This window comes from Marinobacter sp. es.042, from assembly GCF_900188315.1.
In the GTDB taxonomy this organism is placed as follows: Bacteria; Pseudomonadota; Gammaproteobacteria; order Pseudomonadales; family Oleiphilaceae; genus Marinobacter.
Genome location: NZ_LT897781.1, coordinates 1,374,395 through 1,389,321 on the forward strand (window position 1 = coordinate 1,374,395; position 14,927 = coordinate 1,389,321).

Genomic DNA, 14,927 nt, shown 5'->3' on the forward strand with positions numbered 1-14,927 from the left:
GGCTTCCCTACCCTTTGGCGATCAGGTTTTGGCTGGCCAGTTCGCTGCGGAAATCCCGCAGCAGGCTCAGCACCGGATTGGGGGCGGCCTGGCCAAGGCCACAGATGGACGCATCGGCCATCACGGCGGCCAGTTGCTGAAGCGTCTGTTCATCCCAGGTATCCTGCTCCAGCAACGTCAGCATTTTTTCTGTACCCACACGGCAGGGCGTGCACTGCCCGCAGGATTCGTCCGCAAAGAAGCCCAAAAGGTTGGCGGCCGCGGCTTGCAGATCGTCCTGATCCGACAGAACAATCACAGCGGCCGAACCGATGAAGCAGCCGTGTTCCTGCAGGGTGTCGAAATCCAGCGGAATATCGGCTTTGCTGGCCGGCAGTATGCCGCCGGAAGCGCCGCCGGGCAGATAAGCCAGGAGGCGATGGCCTTCTGCCATGCCGCCGCAGTATTCCTCAATGAGCTCATTAAGCGTGATGCCCGCAGGCGCCACATGAACGCCGGGGCGGGCCACCCGGCCGGAGACCGAAAAGCTGCGAAGCCCCTTACGGCCATGCCGCCCCTGGCTCGCATACCACTCGGCGCCCTGGGCGTGAATGCGGGGGATCCAGTAAACCGTCTCGACATTGTTGACCAGGGTGGGCTGACCAAACAGGCCTTTCTGGGCAACGAAAGGCGGGCGGTGGCGGGGCTTGCCGGGTTTGCCCTCCAGAGACTCGATCAGGGCGGATTCTTCGCCGCAGATATAGGCACCGGCACCACGGCGCAGGATCACAAAGCCCGGCTCTACGATGCCAGCAGTTTCCAATTCGGCAACGGCGTCTTTGAGCACAACAAGGAGGCCGGGATACTCGTCCCGAAGGTAGATGTAGAGAGCCTCCGCCTCAACCGCCCAGGCACTGACCAGGGCGCCCTCCAGGAATCCGTGGGGTTCACGTTCGAGGTAATAGCGATCCTTGAACGTGCCAGGCTCTCCCTCATCCGCGTTAATCACCGCGTAACGTGGCCCGGGTTCGGCTCGCACGGCCTGCCATTTGCGATAGGTGGGGAATCCGGCGCCGCCGAGGCCCCGCAAGCCGGCGTGCTCCAGCTCTTCCGCAAGGGAATCAACGGTAACCCGGCCCTCGCGGCAATCCTTCAGTAACTGGTAGCCACCCGCGGAGCGATAATCCGCCAGATTTTGCCAATGAATCTCGTCGGGTTGTACCTGCTGTTGCTCAACGGCGGCGCCAACGGTTTCGGAAGTTGCGTTGCCCACATGATGGTGCCCCACGGCCACCACGGGCGCCGTATCGCAGCGGCCCATGCAAGGCGCGTGAACCACACGCACCTGGCTCGGGTCAGTCCCATCAGCCAGTGCCGCGTGCAGTGCGCTTGCACCCGCCAGTTGGCAGGAAAGCGAATCGCAGACCCTCAGGGTTATTGCCGGTGGCGGCGTTTGTTCGTCGTGAACAATGTCGAAGTGGGCGTAGAACGTGGCCGTTTCGTAAATGGCGGCCATGGGCAGGTTCATGAAAGACGCAAGGGCCCGGAGACGGGGCATGGAGAGGTAGCCGTCAGCATCCTGAATCAAATGCAGGTGCTCGATCAGTCGATCGCGGTGGCGCAATGACGAATCAACGCGTTCGTCACCGATCAGTTCCCGAAGACCCGCCAGCACAGCGGGTTCCAGCTGCCGGCCGCGAAGGCCGGAACGCCTGCGTTTGACCTTCTGTTCGTCTGTTTTCATTATTTACGACCACGCACCGAGGCTAGTCAGACAGCGTTTCAGGCTAGTAAGGCAGTTTGCAAGTCATTGAAGCATATCAGGGTGGGTACCACCAGACGATCGCAATTTGATGGGAAAACCAAAACGGTCTGGCGCCGCTGACGAAAGGAAGCGGACCTGATCCGGCTGGCTTAACCGCTTGGCCTCTCAGTGGTTATTATGCTGAGGCAGGCTTTCGTGGTGACGAGGCCAGGTATCCAATCAAATCGGCGCTGCTCATGGGTTGCGCGTACAGGTATCCCTGCAGACCAGTCAAAGACTTTTCGTGAAGTATGCGAGCCTGGAGCTCAGTTTCCACACCCTCGGCAATAACTTCTAAGTTGAGGCTTTTGGATAGTGCAGCCACGGAATCCACGATGGCTTCTCCGGCGGCTGTTTCTCCCAGTTCGCGGATAAAGCTTTTGTCGATTTTCAACTGGTCCACGTCCAGACGATGCAAATACGCCAGTGACGAATAGCCGGTGCCAAAATCATCAATTGCGAACCTAAATCCCCGCTGCCGCAAGGCCTGCATCTGCTGATAGGTTTCCTGTTGCTGGCCCATCAAGAGATTTTCGGTAATTTCGAGGGTAAAGCGGTCTGCAGTCAGGTCATACCTTGCCAGGAAACTATCGAGACGTTCGGTGAGCTTGTAGTTTTGGAGCTGGAGCGGGCTGATATTGATGGCAAGCCGGAAGACTGGCGGCAATCGATCTTTATTGCGCAATTCTGCGAGCATCTGACAGCTCTGCTCGAACACGATATCCTGAAGCTGATAGATCAATCCTGCCCGTTCCGCCACCGGAATAAACGCATCCGGGGGAATGGCACCTTCTTCCGGATCAAACCAGCGCATCAACGCCTCTGCGCCGAAGATGGCCCCGTCCGGTGTCAACTGAGGCTGGAAGTAGGTCACAAAATGCATGTTCCGAATGGCGTGGACCATCCGACGCTCCAGATCCAGACGCCGGTCAGCCTCCCGTTGCAGCGATTCTTCAAAAAACGCGAAGCGATTGCCACCGAGACGCTTGGCCTCATACATTGCTGCGTCTGCGTTACGTAGCAGGTCTTCTGTTTTCAAACCGGGCTTGTCGGCGAGGGCTACCCCAACGCTGACGCTGACGCTGTAGGCATGGCCCTGACTTTTCAGGGGCGCATTGAAGCAATCGAGTATTCTGCGCGCTACTGCTGCAGCGGATTCGGAAAGTTCATCCTTGCCGGTTAAAGGCTCCCTCAACAACACAATGAATTCATCGCCACCCAGACGCGCGACCATTTCCGAACGGCGCGTCTGATCATCAAGCCGCCGTGCAACCTGCTGAAGCAGCAAGTCACCCTGTTGGTGCCCGAGGCTGTCGTTGATACGTTTAAAATCATTAAGATCGAGAAACATCACTGCGCCGCTGGCGTGGCCGCGATTCACCTCTTCCAGTAGATTCTGCAGCCGTTCCTCAGCATGGCGGCGATTGGGCAAGCCGGTAAGCGCATCGAACAACGCCAAACGAGCGGCGTTCTCTTCGGCGCACTTACGGGTCGTGACTTCACGGGCCATCCACAGGACATAGGAGTCATCACGACCATCGGTATAGAAATCATCGACGACCGCGGTTCTGCCCTCGAAGACCCGGCGCTCACCTTCAGTCACAACTTCGTACTCGAAGATCTGCATCTCCCCGGTCGTAAGTGTGTCGCGCGCTACCTTCATCACCTGTTCTGCGAGTTCTGGCTCAAACAGGTTTTCTATTGACTGGCCCCACAGTGTCTCTGGTGGTGTCATCAGCTCGAAGTTGTCACCGCAAAAACCAATGTAGTGACCTGACTGATCGAGCATGATCGCCACATCCGGGATTACCTGCATGACAGCACTCAGCCTGGCGTTTATCTTTCCCAAAGCTGCAGTAAGTCGGGCCTGTTGTTCAGCCAGCCTGTAATGATCAATGACAAGCAGCGCGAGGGCCGAAAAAGCCTCGATTAAATACAAATGCAATCGAGAGGGGGAGCGCTGGCCGGGGTAGTAAATGGCAAAACTGGCGAGAACCGTACCGTCGGAAGCAATGATAGGATTTGACCAGCAGGCGCCCAGTCCGTTTGACATGGCCAGATCCCTAAAATCCTGCCAAAGCGGATCGGTAGCGATATCGGTTACCACCACCTGCTCTCGACGAAAGAGCGCTGTGCCGCAGGAGCCCACCCCTTCACCTATGGTTACTCCATCGATAGCCTCGCAGTAGGCCTCCGGCAAGCTGGGGGCGGCGCAGTGTTTGAGTCGTTGACCATCGAGTAACAAAATGGAGCAAAGGGCGCGATCCTCCTTCAGAGTTTGTTCTATCTCGCGGCAAAGCAATTCCATGCTGGAGACCAGGCCGTCTCCACGAATGGCTTTCTCCAAAACCTTTCGCTGGATCTGGTATATGGCCAACCTCTGGGATTCGTCCAATTCGCTCTCGTCCATGCAAGGACCTTTGTGTTGTGACCTGCGATGTTATCTTGAGCATAAATATTATTGCATTTTATAGCCAGCATCGAGGGTTCGGGGCATGCCACACGCCACTCCAATGCCTGGGAGTCGGCCAGAGATTTCGAACTCTATCTGGAAATTGTTCCGCTCAAGCCAGCAAGCCACAAATCGTGGTCGCAGAAAGACACCGGACTTGGCTTTGAATCTTCAACTGACTGAAAATCTGGGGGAAATAATGGAGGCGCGGGTCGGAATCGAACCGGCGTACACGGAGTTGCAGTCCGCTGCATAACCACTCTGCCACCGCGCCGGAAAAGATCGAAGGGATCGGATCTTTGTGCTCTCAGGTGGGCAATGAGAGACTTGAAATTGGAGCGGGAAACGAGATTCGAACTCGCGACCCCAACCTTGGCAAGGTTGTGCTCTACCAACTGAGCTATTCCCGCTCTTTGTTTCCGGGGCATTGCCTCGTCAACGGCTGGGTATTCTACGGATTCCGGTTCTGCCGTCAATACTTTTTTTCAAGTTTATGTTTTATAGGGATTTGTTGGTTAAATAATGTTCGGGTCGGTATAATGCACATAACTCAACGGGGTGCCCGGTTTATTCATCAGGGGCTGAGACCATACCCGCGGAACCTGATCCGGCTCGTACCGGCGAAGGGATTGAGTGCTCACCGTTCAGGTGACGCCGCGGCATGGTTCCCCGACCGAAACAAGGATTCGAACCATGCCAAAGCTTATCCCTTTCCTGCTGGCGGGCGTTGCCCTGCCCATCCTGGCGAATGCTCAGGCCAACGAGACTCTCACCGTATACACGCACCCATCCTTCGCGGCCGAATGGGGTCCTGGTCCGGGCATTAAGGCGGCATTCGAGCAACAGTGTGACTGCACTCTCGACTATGTGGTGCTGGAAAGCGGAGGTGACATACTTCAGAGGCTCCGTCTGGAAGGCAGTTCTACCGGGGCGGACGTTGTTCTTGGGCTGGATACAGGCACCATGGAGACGGCGCGCCAGACCGGTTTGCTTACCCCACATAAAATCGGGCTTGATGCGCTCGATCTACCGGTGGACTGGGACGACTCGCTTTTCGTTCCATATGACTGGGGCTACTTTGCCTTCGTCTACGATACCGAACAGCTGCCCAACCCACCGGAAAGTTTGGAAGAGCTGGTCGGTTCGCCGGACGACCTCCAGATCATTATCCAGGACCCGCGCACAAGCACCCCGGGTCTCGGCCTGTTGCTCTGGATGAAAGCGGTCTACGGCGACCAGGCCGGCGAGAAATGGCAGGCGCTGAGCGACAACATCCTGACGACCACCAAGAGCTGGAGTGACGGCTACTTTTCGCTGTTTATGAACGGTGAGGCACCAATGATTCTCTCCTACTCGACTTCGCCCGCCTATCACATGGCCATCGATAAGACCGACCGGTATCAGGCGGCACAATTCAAGGAAGGGCATTATCTGCAGGTGGAAGTGGCTGCGCTGGTGGAACCCTCTGATCAGAAAGCGCTCGCGCGGGAGTTCCTTCAATTTATCCTGACGCCGGGCTTCCAACGCCATATTCCGCTCAAGAATGTGATGTACCCGGCTATTGATCTCGGCGATGAGTTGCCTGAGGTGTTTGATCGATTGATTCAGCCAGAGGCAACCCTGTTTATTGATCCGGCCGAGGTGGCCGAGCAACGCAAAACCTGGCTCGATGAATGGCTCAACGCCATGATTCCGTGATGCAACGATCCTTATCGGGCTCCTTCCCGGCGCCACTCAGTCGCCCGGCCTGGCAGGTTCTACCAGGCCTGATGATCGCGTTTGTTCTGCTGGCACTGACCCTGGCCGGTCTGGCGGCGCTGGTATGGCGTGCACCCTTGCCGGCGGTGTCCGAGCTTTGGGAAAACCGCTACCTGGCAAATGTTATTCGATTCACAGTCTGGCAGGCCGCGCTTTCGACAGTCATAAGCCTGGGCCTGGGACTGGCAATCGCGCTTGCTCTGGTCAGGCAACCTCGGTTTCCGGGCCGCAGCCTGCTGTTGCGTATCATGGAACTGAGCCTGGTATTGCCAACCATCGTGGCCGTATCGGGTCTGATTGGCATTTATGGCCGACAGGGCTGGCTGACCACTCTGGTGGGCGACTGGACGTCCGCTAGCTGGAATCTTTACGGGCTCAACGGGATCTTGCTCGCACACGTCTTTTTTAATGCGCCGCTGGCCGGCCGCATTCTGCTTCAGGCGCTGGAATCGGTGCCGTCGCCTCGCCGGCGCGTGGCCAGCCAACTGGGTCTCAGGGGTTGGTGGCTATGGCGAACGCTGGATTGGCCCGCGGTACGAAGCGTGTTACCGGCACTCTGTGCCCTTGTATTTACCCTGTGTTTTACCAGCTTCGCCATCGTTATGACGCTCGGAGGTGGGCCGGCATCCACCACACTTGAAGTGGCCATATACCAATCCCTCCGTTTCGAGTTCGATTTTGGCCGTGCCGCCCTGCTCGCCATGGTGCAATTGGCAATCTGTGGGGCACTTTGGTTACTCGTCGTGCGACGAGGCGTGACGCATGATTTCGCACCAAATCGAAGGTTCCCGGAAATGATCCGCCGTCCCGATTGCCGGGGTGCGACCCGGTTCAGGGACAGAGTTTTACTGTTCACTTTTTCCCTGTTTCTAATGCTACCACTGGCCGCGATCCTGCTTCGCGGCCTGCCTGGGTTGGCCACTGTCGCCCTCGAAGCTGGCAATCCGCTACTCGAGCTGGCGAGTGCCACGCTGCGCAGTTTTGCCATTGCCCTGCCTGCCGGTGCCTTTTCTGTGTTGTCCGGCCTCATGATTCTGACGCTTGCCAGCCGAAGCAAAACCTTTTCCAAAATTTCCTCCATAGCGTCAGCGTTGCCCCTGATGGTGCCACCCATTGTTCTGGGGACGGGGCTGTTTCTGCTGCTTCGCCCGGCCCTCGGGCAATCCTCCGAGGGGTTGGCACTGGTGGCGCTGATAAACGGGCTGATGGCCCTGCCCTTTGTAACGCAGTTACTGAAGGGCCCTCTGACCGCTCTGGATGAGAACACCGTGCGCCAGGCAGACCAGTTGGGATTGCTTGGCTGGTATCGCTGGCGCTGGTTGCACTGGCCGCGACTGAAGCGCCCGATGGCCCTGGCAATGGCCTACGGAACCGCACTCTCTCTCGGGGATTTCGGCGTCATCGCCTTGTTCGGAACGCCGGGCCAGCCTACCCTCCCGGTACTGCTATACCAGCAACTTGGCAGTTACCGTATGGAATTGGCGGCCGGCACTGCCCTATGGCTGATTACGATGTTGTTATTGGTGTTTGCCGCCTTTAATCTTGCCAGCCACGAGCGCGGACACCGTAAACGTTCGGAAAGTACCATCGCGACCCTCGCGGAGGCCCCTCATGCTTGAGGTAAAGGATCTGACCTTCCGCTACCCCGACACGGATGTCACCTGGCATTTCTCGTTCCAGGTTCACCCGTGCGAATGCATTGCCATTCAAGGTCCGAGCGGTTCTGGAAAATCCACGCTTCTGAACCTTCTGGCAGGGTTTCTGACGCCTGAATCCGGCTCTGTTCAATGGAACGGTGACTGTCTGAAAGACCGGCCCCCCTGGGATCGCCCCGTCACCAGTCTGTTTCAGGAACATAATCTGTTCGAGCACCTGGATGTTCAAACCAATATCGGCCTGGGCATCCACCCCGGATTAAAGCTCAGCGCGGATCAGAAAAGGGCAATCGCCCTGGGACTTGCCAGCGTTGGCCTGGCGGGCTTCGAAAGGCGGATGCCGGGCGATCTCTCCGGCGGTCAGCGTCAGCGAGTCGCCTTGCTGCGCGCGCTTCTTCGAGATCAGCCCATCCTTCTGCTCGATGAACCTCTCACCGGGCTGGACGCCGAGGCACGAGACCAACTACGTGAGTTACTGAAGAACCACAAGGCGAAAGGCAAAGTGCTGATACTTGCCAGCCATGACGCGGAAGACAGAAAGATACTGGCGGATAAGCAGCTGAATCTCTAAGCTGTCGTTAGCTTGATATTCAATAACTTCCCGAGTCCCGGACGCATCTGCAGATGGCATCACCCCCTTCCCAGTCCCAGGCATCTGAGCAGGCCGGTTCGCCAACCGGCAGGGTCCGATTCCATTCGGGCCGCCTGACCATTCAGGGTGATTGGACACTTGCGGGCTTTTATTCCCTGAAGCAACAATTGGCTGCACTCGCTGGCGATGCCCGTGCACCCGAAAACCTGGACCTAACAGGTCTGCAGAAGATTGATACAGCAGGCGCGTCGCTGATCGGCTCCTTCCTGGGGCCCGATACCCTGAAACATCATGTGGCCAGTGATGACAGCCTCTCCAGGGAAAAGGCTGCTCTGCTTATGGCGGTTGCCGATTCCCTGACGCGCGTGGCAAAACCCGACAGACCCAAGGGTTCGTTAATACGCCGATCTCTTGGCAACACCGGCCAAAAAGTGGAATCAATTGCTCTTCTGCTGTGGGTGTTAACCGGATTTATCGGCCAGACACTCGGCACCCTGGCCTGGAACCTTCCCAGGCCCTGGCGCTGGCGCATGACACCCTTCGTCGCGGCCGTTCATGATACGGGCCTGAATGCCCTGCCCATCGTGGCATTGCTCACATTCCTGGTGGGCGCTGTGGTGGCGTTTCTGGGGGCAACGGTTCTGGATGATTTTGGCGCGACCATTTATACGGTCAACCTGGTGGCATTCTCGTTCCTGCGGGAATTTGGCGTGCTTTTGGCCGCGATCCTTTTGGCGGGTCGGACTGCCAGCGCCTTTACCGCCCAAATTGGCGCCATGAAGGTCAACGAAGAGCTTGATGCCATACGCACCCTGGGCCTGAATCCCATTGAATTGCTTGTCCTCCCAAGGGTAATGGCAATGATGGTGAGCCTGCCCATTCTCACCTTTGTGGGCATGATCTCGGGCATGTTTGGGGGCGCCATGGTCTGCGCCCTGGTGCTGGACATCTCCCCTACCCAGTTCATGGCCATAGTTCAGCGGGACATTGCTCTGCAGCATTTCGTAGTAGGCATCGTGAAGGCACCTATCTTTGCGTTCCTGATTGCCGTGATTGGCTGTCTCGAGGGATTCAAGGTGGCCGGCAGTGCACAGTCAGTGGGCGAGCACACCACCTCCAGCGTGGTTCAGTCCATCTTTATGGTAATTCTGCTCGATTCCATTGCTGCACTATTCTTTATGGAAATGGGCTGGTAATCATGGCGGTTATGTCAGCATCCCCGAACCCTGAAACAAGAAACGAGCCGGTAATTTCCGTACGGGATCTTTGCAACCGGTTTGGCGAGCACGTTGTGCATGAGAACCTCGACCTGGATCTTCTCCAGGGCGAAATACTGGGCGTGGTTGGCGGGTCAGGAACCGGCAAAACGGTACTTTTGCGCAGTATCGTCGGGCTGAACACGCCCGCCTCGGGACATATTCGGGTGTTTGGTGAGGATCTTATCCAGCTTTCGGCACGGGCACGTTCCCGCGTAGAGCAACGCTTCGGTGTTTTGTTCCAGGGTGGCGCCCTGTTTACTTCGCTGAACCTGCAGGAGAATATCGCCGTTCCGTTGATAGAACACGCCGGCCTGAAGCGGCCCGAAGCGGAGGAGCTGGCTCGTATGAAGCTGGCTCTGGCCGGCTTACCCCCTGATGCGGCGGTACGCTATCCGTCTGAGCTTTCCGGCGGCATGGTAAAGCGGGCAAGCCTGGCGCGGGCCCTGGCTCTTGATCCGGAGATCCTGTTTCTGGATGAACCCACAGCCGGTCTGGACCCGATTGGCGCTGCCGCCTTCGACAGACTGCTGGTGACGCTTCGGGATGCCCTGGGACTCACCGTGTTTCTGGTGACCCATGATCTGGACACCCTTTACTCAACCTGTGACCGGGTTGCGGTACTGTCACAGCGCAAGGTTCTGGTTGCTGATACGCTGGAGGCAGTTGCCGCCACGGAGGACGAATGGATTCAGGACTACTTTAACGGCCCCCGTGGCCGGGCAGCCAGCTACGCATTCAGGGATCATTCGAACACACGGAATCAGGAGCAGTAACCATGGAGCCAAGGGCCCACCACCTGATCATTGGCCTGTTTACCATCCTGGCCTTTGCGGCAGCGCTGATCTTTTCCCTTTGGCTGGCGAAATCTTCCGCCGATCGGGAATGGGGCTACTACGAAATCCTGTTCGACCACGCCGTGGGTGGCCTGTCCGAAGGCAATCCTGTGCTCTATAGCGGCGTTCAGATTGGTGATGTGGTGGAGCTGAGTCTGGACCCGGACAATCCCGGCCATGTTCGGGTGCTGGTTCGAGTTGATCAGTCGGTTCCCATTCGCGAGAACACCAAAGCAGGCCTGGTGCTCGCGAACATCACCGGCAGCATGAACGTTCAGTTCAGCGGTGGAAGTCCGGACCAGCCAGCGTTGAAGGGCGATCGTGATAACCCGTCGGTCATTGTTGCCGAGCCCTCGGCATTCAATAGCCTGCTTGCCAACGGCGAACAACTCCTGGCCAAGGCGGACCAGCTACTTACCAGCGCTACAGAGCTGTTATCCGGTGACAACATCCAGAACGCGTCGGCCATCCTGCAGAACACGCGCGAAGCCACGGATGCACTCGTCGCCCGGCGCGACCAGCTGATCGCGCTACTCGACCAATTCGATGCCGCCGCTGTTCGCGCAGAGGAAGCCGCTATCAAGGTGTCCAGAGTTTCCGATAATGCCAACGAACTGCTGCAAACCGATGGCCAACGGGTTCTGGAATCCATGGACAGAGCCCTCGCTGTGATGACCACCACCATAACGCGGATTGATGAGCTGACCCGCAACAATCAGGGGGCAATGGATGCCGGGCTCCAGGGTATGGGAGAGTTGGCACCCGCGCTGAGGGAACTGAGGGCCACCCTGCGCAGCCTGAATCAGTTTACTCACCGCCTGGAGCAGGATCCCACGGGCACTCTGTTCGGCAATGAAACCATGAAGGAGATGGCACAGTGACATTGAGGTCAATCAGAAATGTGACACTTCTCCTCGGTGCTGCCTTTGCCAGTGGCTGCACGGTGTTTCCAAACCCGGAACCACCCAGGATTATGGACCTGGCTGTGGCCCAGGCGGTCCCGGAGGCCGAGCGACCAATCATGGCATCGCTTCGCGTAGACACTCCCTATGCCTCTGAGCCTTTTAACGGATCGCGGATTCTGGCCAAGCCTACACCTCACGAGTTCCGGGCCTACGAGGGGACCCGTTGGAGGGACACCGGGCCAGTGGTGGTCAGGGATACACTGGTCAGCAGCCTTCGGAAGAGTAACGCCTACAAGAACGTGATTACGGATACCAATTCGGCGCAGGCTGAGTTAACCCTGGTCACCGAACTATCGGCGTTTCACGCGGAAACCCCGGAATCCGGACCGCAGGTGGTCATTGAACTTCATTTGCAGGTGGTTCACGACCGTTCGAGGGCCAGACTGTGCACTCGCACCGTCCGGATTGTGGAGCCGGCCTCAGGCACATCGGTTGACCAGATTGTTGAGGCCTTCGGAACCGCTGGCAGCAAGCTGGCTGCCAGGGTGATTAACTGGGCTAGGTGGTGTGACTATCCGTCTGACCTGAGGCCTTCTCCGGGAACAGATCAGCCCAGGCAGCCTTGAGGTAGAGGCCCATGGACCAAAGCGTGAGAGTCGCGGCGATATAGAGTAGCACCAAAGCGACATTGGCCCAGAGCACGCCGGGAGGAAATGCCAGAAGGCCGACTATCGCGCACATCTGCGCCGTGGTCTTGATCTTGCCAATATAGGAAACCGCCACACTGTTGCGGCTGCCAATTTCCGCCATCCATTCCCGCAGGGCGGAAATGACTATTTCACGACCAATGATAACAGTGGCCGGAATCGTCAGCAGAATCGCCGAGTGTTCCTCGATCAGCACAGCCAGCGCAACGGCCACCATGAGTTTGTCTGCCACCGGGTCGAGAAAGGCGCCAAAGGGCGTGCTCTGGTCGAGTTTGCGGGCCAGGTAACCGTCGAGCCAGTCCGTGGCTGCCGCCAAACCGAAAATGGCCGCACTTACGAGGTAGCTCCACCCCACCGGCAGGTAAAAAATCACCACAAACACCGGAATCATGATGATGCGGGAGAGGGTGAGGATGTTTGGTAAATTCATGCTGTCCTTACTCGTCGTGCAATGCTGCGTATATGGTTTCGGCCAGTGACTTGCTGATGCCCTGCACCTTTGTCATCTCATCGACTCCGGCCTTGCGGAGTTCCTGTATTCCGCCAAAGTAACGAATCAGGTCGCGACGCTTCTTCGGCCCCACGCCCTCGATGCCTTCCAGTGTAGACTGCCGCCGCTTTTTGTCCCTGCGGGCCCGATGCCCGGTAATCGCAAAGCGGTGGGACTCGTCCCGAATGTGCTGTATCAGGTGCAACGCGGGCGAATCCGCGGGCACCCGGAACACATCGCCGGTCATGGCGTCAATCAGCTGCTCCATACCCGCCCGACGGGTCACACCCTTGGCAACACCAATCAGCGGAATATCGGAAATCTCAAGCTCTTCAAAGACTTCCCGGGCAATGTTCAACTGCCCCTTACCACCGTCGATGAACACCAGATCCGGGCGCTTACCCTCCCCGGCCACCATCCGCTTATAGCGACGGGAAAGCACCTGTCGCATGGCAGCGTAATCATCGCCGGCGGTAACGCCTTCGATATTGTACAGCCTGTAATCGCTCTTCAGGGGGCCATTCTCATCGAAAACCACACAGGATGCGACGGTATTTTCCCCGTGGCTGTGGCTGATGTCGAAACACTCCATGCGCGACGGGGTCTCAGCCAGCTCCAGCAGGTCGCGCAGGGCCAGTAACCGCCGGTACACCGTTTCCTTGCTGGCAAGGTGTGTGAGCAATGTCTGGCGGGCGTTGGTCATGGCCAGTTCAAGCCAGCGACGTCGTTCACCCCGAACATTGCCGCGAATCCGGGTTTCCCGGTTCGCCGACTCGGTGAGTGCCTCGGCCAACAGTTCCTGACCTTCCACGTCAACCGGCACCAGGATATCCCGTGGTATCTCCCGTCGCGTATTGCCGCCGAAATAGTACTGGCCAAGGAAGGCGCTGAGCAGTTCACCTTCGGTCTGTTCAATGGAGTACCGCGGGAAGTAGTCCTTGGTACCCAGCACCCGGCCACCGCGCACAATGATCACCACGATGCAGACGACACCCGCATCCTGGGCAATGGCGATTACATCCGCATCGCCACCCTCGCCGTCTACCGACTGCTGCTCCTGAACATGGCGCAAGTAGTTGATCTGGTCGCGATAGGCCGCCGCTTTCTCGAACTCCAGGTTCTTGGAAGCGGCTTCCATGGCATTCATCAAATCGTGGAGGATCGCAGGGTTCTTGCCCTCCAGAAACATGCTGGCGTGGCGGATGTCCTGCTGATACTCCTCGGGCGTAATGTATTCAACACAAGGTGCTGTGCAACGGTTAATCTGATACTGCAGGCAAGGCCTTGTTCGGTTCCTGAAAAAGCTTTCACTACAGTTTCTTATACGGAATATCTTCTGCAATACATTAAGACTTTCCTTGACTGCGCCGGAGCTCGGAAACGGACCAAACCAGGTACCGCCACCTTTTTTGGTGCGGCCACGACGAAACGTCAGCGAGGGGTAATCACTGTGGGAAGACAGATAGATATAGGGATAGGACTTATCGTCACGGAGCAGGATGTTATAGGGCGGCCGTAACGATTTGATCAGGTTCTGTTCGAGCAGCAGTGCCTCGGTTTCACTGCCGGTGATAGTCACCTCGATAGAGGCGATCTTGCTGACCAGGGCTTCGGTTTTCGGCGCAAGGCCAGTCTTTCGGAAGTAGCTACCAACCCGCTTTTTCAGGTTGCGGGCCTTACCCACGTACAACACCGAACCAGCCTCGTCATACATTCTGTAGACGCCGGGCCGCTCGGTAAGCTGTTTCAGGAAGCTCTTGCTGTCAAACTCCCCGATGGTGTTGCTCTCAGGGTCAGACCTTGTCGGCATCAAGCAACCCGAGCCGCACTGCCATCAGAGCCAATTCAACATCACTGGAGATTTCCAGTTTCTCGAAAATCCGGTAACGGTAGCTGTTCACGGTCTTTGGACTCAGGCAGAGCTTGTCCGAAATGTCCTGCACTTTCTGACAGTCCACTACCATCATGGCAATCTGCATTTCCCGCTCGGAAAGCCGGTCGAACAGTGTGAGCTCGCCGTCCTCGTCACGGTCACCACCGCCGAGCTGCTTCAGGGCCATTTTCTGGGCAATTTCCGGGCTGATGTAGCGCTGGCCTGAATGGGCCATACGAATGGCGCGTACCATCTCTTTGATATCCGCACCCTTGGTGATATAGGCGGTGGCACCACTTTGCATAACACGGGTCGGATAGGGGTCGTCCGCACAGGCGGTAACCACGATTACCCGAATAGAATCATCAATGCGAAGTATACGTCGGGTTGCCTCGAGGCCCCCGATGCCCGGCATACGGATGTCCATGAGTACGATGTCCGGCCGCTCCTGGCGGACGAAATCGATGGAATCCTCTCCGGATGGCGCCTGCCCGATGACGTCAATGTCGGGGTTGTCAGCCAGCATCCGGGTAATACCGGACCTCACCAACTCGTGGTCATCTACAACCAGTACCCTGATCAAAATTCACCTCGCACACGGCTTTCGGAAAACAGCGCGA

General features: G+C 57.6%; 12 protein-coding genes, 2 tRNA genes and 1 riboswitch. Of the genes, 7 read left to right on the plus strand and 7 right to left on the minus strand.

Annotated features, from left to right (window positions below; genetic code table 11):
- Positions 1–7: 7 nt before the first annotated feature.
- The 4 genes from CFB02_RS06495 to CFB02_RS06510 all read right to left on the minus strand — a co-directional run bounded on the left by CFB02_RS06495 (position 8) and on the right by CFB02_RS06510 (position 4,645).
- Positions 8–1,723: an NAD(P)H-dependent oxidoreductase subunit E gene (locus CFB02_RS06495; RefSeq protein ID WP_088557370.1), complete on the minus strand. Its 1,716-nt coding sequence runs from the start codon at positions 1,721–1,723 to the stop codon at positions 8–10.
- 196 nt (positions 1,724–1,919) lie between these two features.
- Positions 1,920–4,193, minus strand: a complete 2,274-nt coding sequence (locus tag CFB02_RS06500) for a putative bifunctional diguanylate cyclase/phosphodiesterase (RefSeq protein ID WP_088557371.1) — start codon at positions 4,191–4,193, stop codon at positions 1,920–1,922.
- A gap of 242 nt (positions 4,194–4,435) precedes the next feature.
- Positions 4,436–4,509 (minus strand) — tRNA-Cys (locus CFB02_RS06505).
- A gap of 60 nt (positions 4,510–4,569) precedes the next feature.
- Positions 4,570–4,645: transfer RNA gene (locus tag CFB02_RS06510), tRNA-Gly, on the minus strand.
- Positions 4,646–4,779: 134 nt separating this feature from the next.
- Positions 4,780–4,881, plus strand: a riboswitch (TPP riboswitch).
- Positions 4,882–4,928: 47 nt separating this feature from the next.
- Between CFB02_RS06510 and thiB the strand changes: the two genes are divergently transcribed.
- Genes thiB through CFB02_RS06545 form a run of 7 tightly spaced genes read left to right on the plus strand, consistent with a single transcriptional unit; the run spans position 4,929 to position 11,863 of the window.
- The gene (thiB, locus tag CFB02_RS06515) at positions 4,929–5,933 is read left to right on the plus strand and encodes a thiamine ABC transporter substrate binding subunit (protein ID WP_088557372.1); all 1,005 of its coding nucleotides are present in this window, start codon (positions 4,929–4,931) and stop codon (positions 5,931–5,933) included.
- The gene (thiP, locus tag CFB02_RS06520) at positions 5,933–7,612 is read left to right on the plus strand and encodes a thiamine/thiamine pyrophosphate ABC transporter permease (RefSeq protein ID WP_088557373.1); all 1,680 of its coding nucleotides are present in this window, start codon (positions 5,933–5,935) and stop codon (positions 7,610–7,612) included. The genes thiB and thiP overlap by 1 nt, the downstream gene beginning before the upstream one ends.
- Positions 7,605–8,219: an ATP-binding cassette domain-containing protein gene (locus CFB02_RS06525; RefSeq protein ID WP_088557374.1), complete on the plus strand. Its 615-nt coding sequence runs from the start codon at positions 7,605–7,607 to the stop codon at positions 8,217–8,219. The genes thiP and CFB02_RS06525 overlap by 8 nt, the downstream gene beginning before the upstream one ends.
- Before the next feature lie 53 nt (positions 8,220–8,272).
- Positions 8,273–9,436: an ABC transporter permease gene (locus CFB02_RS06530; RefSeq protein ID WP_088557375.1), complete on the plus strand. Its 1,164-nt coding sequence runs from the start codon at positions 8,273–8,275 to the stop codon at positions 9,434–9,436.
- A gap of 11 nt (positions 9,437–9,447) precedes the next feature.
- Positions 9,448–10,272, plus strand: coding sequence for an ABC transporter ATP-binding protein (locus CFB02_RS06535; RefSeq protein WP_172835807.1), 825 nt, complete (start codon positions 9,448–9,450; stop codon positions 10,270–10,272).
- A gap of 2 nt (positions 10,273–10,274) precedes the next feature.
- The gene (locus CFB02_RS06540; protein ID WP_088557377.1) at positions 10,275–11,213 is read left to right on the plus strand and encodes an MlaD family protein; all 939 of its coding nucleotides are present in this window, start codon (positions 10,275–10,277) and stop codon (positions 11,211–11,213) included.
- A 20-nt stretch (positions 11,214–11,233) separates the two neighbouring features.
- Positions 11,234–11,863 (plus strand): ABC-type transport auxiliary lipoprotein family protein, encoded by a 630-nt coding sequence (locus CFB02_RS06545; RefSeq protein WP_157677795.1) that lies wholly within the window; start codon positions 11,234–11,236, stop codon positions 11,861–11,863.
- Here the strand turns inward: CFB02_RS06545 and pgsA are convergent.
- Genes pgsA through uvrY form a run of 3 tightly spaced genes read right to left on the minus strand, consistent with a single transcriptional unit; the run spans position 11,796 to position 14,890 of the window.
- A complete protein-coding gene (pgsA, locus tag CFB02_RS06550) occupies positions 11,796–12,374 on the minus strand; it encodes a CDP-diacylglycerol--glycerol-3-phosphate 3-phosphatidyltransferase (RefSeq protein ID WP_088557379.1) in 579 nt (192 codons plus the stop codon). The two genes, CFB02_RS06545 and pgsA, sit on opposite strands and share 68 nt — an antisense overlap.
- 7 nt (positions 12,375–12,381) lie before the next feature.
- Positions 12,382–14,244 carry an excinuclease ABC subunit UvrC gene (uvrC, locus tag CFB02_RS06555; RefSeq protein WP_088557380.1) on the minus strand — a complete coding sequence of 621 codons (1,863 nt, stop codon included), beginning with the start codon at positions 14,242–14,244 and terminating at the stop codon, positions 12,382–12,384.
- Positions 14,228–14,890 carry a UvrY/SirA/GacA family response regulator transcription factor gene (gene uvrY, locus CFB02_RS06560; RefSeq protein WP_088557381.1) on the minus strand — a complete coding sequence of 221 codons (663 nt, stop codon included), beginning with the start codon at positions 14,888–14,890 and terminating at the stop codon, positions 14,228–14,230. The genes uvrC and uvrY overlap by 17 nt, the downstream gene beginning before the upstream one ends.
- Positions 14,891–14,927 lie beyond the last annotated feature (37 nt).